Source organism: Flavobacterium sp. (assembly GCF_021151785.1).
GTDB lineage: Bacteria > Bacteroidota > Bacteroidia > Flavobacteriales > Flavobacteriaceae > Flavobacterium.
Map to the genome: position 1 here is coordinate 1 of NZ_JAGKWP010000170.1, position 2,554 is coordinate 2,554.

Here is a 2,554-nt window from a genome sequence, read left to right on the forward strand (position 1 = left end):
AAACAAAAAAGACATTTTGAAAAATTATCCTGTTTATGAAATTCAAAAATTTAATTGTGATTTAATTTCAGAGGAGATATATGTAAATACATTTACAAATCATTTACAAAATCATAGTTTTATAGAAAAATCGCATAGCCACAACTTTTTCTTACTTGTCATGTTTACTAATGGTACTGGACAACACACTATTGATTTTGAAACCTATACTATTTCACCGGGAACTGTTTTTTTTCTTCAACCCGGTCAGATTCATAGCTGGGAACTCTCAGAAGACATTGATGGTTATATTTTGTTTTATACTCATGCTTTTTATAATTTACACTTTGCCACAAAACGGGTAGAGCAATATCCCTTTTTTAAGTCATTTAAAAATCATCCTAAACTGTATTTAGAACATGGAAATATACTAAAAGTCATTCCATATTTTGACGAGTTGATAACTGAATTTCAACATCATTTTCAGCATAAAAAAGACAAAATGAAGGCATTGGTTGACTTACTTTTAATTGAATTGGCACGAAATTATCAAACTACTGAAACACACCAAAGCTCTACCTATCAACAAAAATTAGCTCAATTTGAAGCCCTTTTGGAAATCCATTTTAAGGCAGAAAAAGCACCTGTTTTTTACGCTAATCAACTTAATATCAGTTTAAAACATTTAAACAGAATATGTAAAGAAATACTCAATCAAACGGTTACAGAACTCATAAGAAAACGAGTCATTCTCGAAAGCAAAAGAATGTTAACACTACGTCGATTTAGCATTAGTGAAATTGCACATGATCTCGGATTTGAAAGTCCATCCTACTTCACTAAACTTTTTAAAAACCAAACAGGCTTTCGTCCAAAAGAATTTATAAAAAACACATTATAATAGCCCTTGCTCTTCCCTTTCATAATAAGCATCAACGGCCAATTTTTCTTGTTGAGAAGCCATAACAGCTAACTGATCACAACGTTCGTTTTGAGGATGATTGTTATGACCTTTAATCCATTGGAATTTTACTTGATGTTTACGATATATTTTTAAAAAACGCATCCATAGATCAGGATTTTTTTTGTCCTTGAAATATTTTTTTTCCCAACCAAAAACCCAACCCTTCTCAACGGCATCTACAACATACTTAGAATCAGAAACAACTAAAACCGACGTATTAGGCTTTTTAAGTTTTTCAAGACCAACTATGACGGCTAATAATTCCATTCTATTATTAGTCGTTAACCGAAAACCTTCATAAAATTCTTTTTTATAAGACGTTCCAGCCAATTCCATAACAACACCATATCCGCCTGGACCAGGATTCCCTTTTGAGGCACCATCTGTATAAATATAAACTTGGAATTCGGACATTACTCTTAATATTAATTTTCTTTAGCTTTTACTAATAAATCTTCAATTACTTGAGGAAAATAACACATTTCTAATTCATGAATTTTAGCTGCAATTTCTTCTGCTGTAGTACACGATTCAATAGAAACTGCTTTTTGAAAAATAAACTCCCCCTCGTCGTAATGTTCATTTACAAAATGTATTGTTATTCCTGTTTCCTTTTCTTTATTGCTTAAAACTGCTTGATGCACATGCATTCCATACATTCCTTTACCTCCATATTTAGGCAATAATGCTGGGTGTACATTGATAACTTTGTTAGGAAACGCATTGATTATAGTTTCAGGAAACTTTAATAAAAAACCTGCTAGCACAATTAAGTCAGGCTGTAACTGTTGCAGCTTCTCTAACACCTGACCTTCTAATAATTCTAACTTATTAAACGTAAAAGTAGCAACTAATTGACTTTTAGCCCTATCTAAAACTTTAGCTTCGGGATTATTAGAAAAAACAGCAATTACCTTGGTTTGTTCAATGTTTTTGAAATGTAAAATAATATTTTCAGCATTCGAACCATTACCTGACGCAAAAAGTACAATCTTTTTCATTGTTGTGGTGTTGTTTGTAGATCATTTTAAACCAAAATGTAAATAAATAGGCTAAAAAACGTCTAATTTTCATTACGCAAAAGAAAAAAAATTAAATTAAAAAATTGCCGAAAAAGCCGAAAATTTAGGTCATTGAGAATATTTTTTATAATTTAGTAGTTATATTTACTAACAAAAATGTTGTTTTAAAATAAAGTTTTTTATTTTTGCCAACAAATTAAAATTAAAATTTAAGATTATGTCAGACATTGCATCAAGAGTAAAAGCGATTATCGTGGACAAATTAGGTGTTGACGAAAACGAAGTTGTAGCAGAAGCAAGCTTCACTAACGATTTAGGTGCTGATTCATTAGACACTGTAGAGCTAATCATGGAATTCGAAAAAGAATTTGATATTCAAATTCCAGATGATCAAGCAGAAAACATTGCTACTGTAGGTCAAGCAATTTCTTACATCGAAGAAGCTAAGAAATAATAACTTTCACATCCGTATAATTTGTTTTGTACGGATGTTGTTATTTTTCTTCTGTTTTTAAAAATCTTTTTAATAGATTTGTAAAAAACATTGATTGTATTACAATCATTTTAAATAAGACATTATGTAATACCC

At 30.3% G+C, this 2,554-nt stretch carries 4 protein-coding genes; 2 read left to right on the forward strand and 2 right to left on the reverse strand.

The genetic code is table 11. The features are described 5' to 3' along the window. Positions 1 to 880 (forward strand): AraC family transcriptional regulator (locus QZ824_RS11305; protein WP_366844537.1); only part of this gene is annotated, 880 nt, incomplete at its 5' end. On the opposite strand, the gene rnhA is transcribed toward QZ824_RS11305, so the two are convergent. Both rnhA and QZ824_RS11315 read right to left on the reverse strand, forming a co-directional pair. Further along, positions 875 to 1,357 carry a ribonuclease HI gene (gene rnhA / locus QZ824_RS11310; RefSeq protein ID WP_291276121.1) on the reverse strand — a complete coding sequence of 161 codons (483 nt, stop codon included), beginning with the start codon at positions 1,355 to 1,357 and terminating at the stop codon, positions 875 to 877. The two genes, QZ824_RS11305 and rnhA, sit on opposite strands and share 6 nt — an antisense overlap. 11 nt (positions 1,358 to 1,368) lie before the next feature. After that, the gene (locus QZ824_RS11315) at positions 1,369 to 1,944 is read right to left on the reverse strand and encodes a phosphoribosylglycinamide formyltransferase (RefSeq protein ID WP_291276122.1); all 576 of its coding nucleotides are present in this window, start codon (positions 1,942 to 1,944) and stop codon (positions 1,369 to 1,371) included. A gap of 238 nt (positions 1,945 to 2,182) precedes the next feature. Between QZ824_RS11315 and QZ824_RS11320 the strand changes: the two genes are divergently transcribed. Continuing rightward, positions 2,183 to 2,419, forward strand: coding sequence for an acyl carrier protein (locus tag QZ824_RS11320; protein WP_002988156.1), 237 nt, complete (start codon positions 2,183 to 2,185; stop codon positions 2,417 to 2,419). Positions 2,420 to 2,554: the final 135 nt, after the last annotated feature.

What these genes read in the sequence shown, in the direction of transcription:
- QZ824_RS11315 (WP_291276122.1), bottom strand. Translation starts at nt 1,944, where the DNA reads ATGAAAAAGATTGTACTTTTTGCGTCAGGTAATGGTTCGAATGCTGAA.
- rnhA (WP_291276121.1), bottom strand. Translation starts at nt 1,357, where the DNA reads ATGTCCGAATTCCAAGTTTATATTTATACAGATGGTGCCTCAAAAGGG.
- QZ824_RS11320 (WP_002988156.1), top strand. Translation starts at nt 2,183, where the DNA reads ATGTCAGACATTGCATCAAGAGTAAAAGCGATTATCGTGGACAAATTA.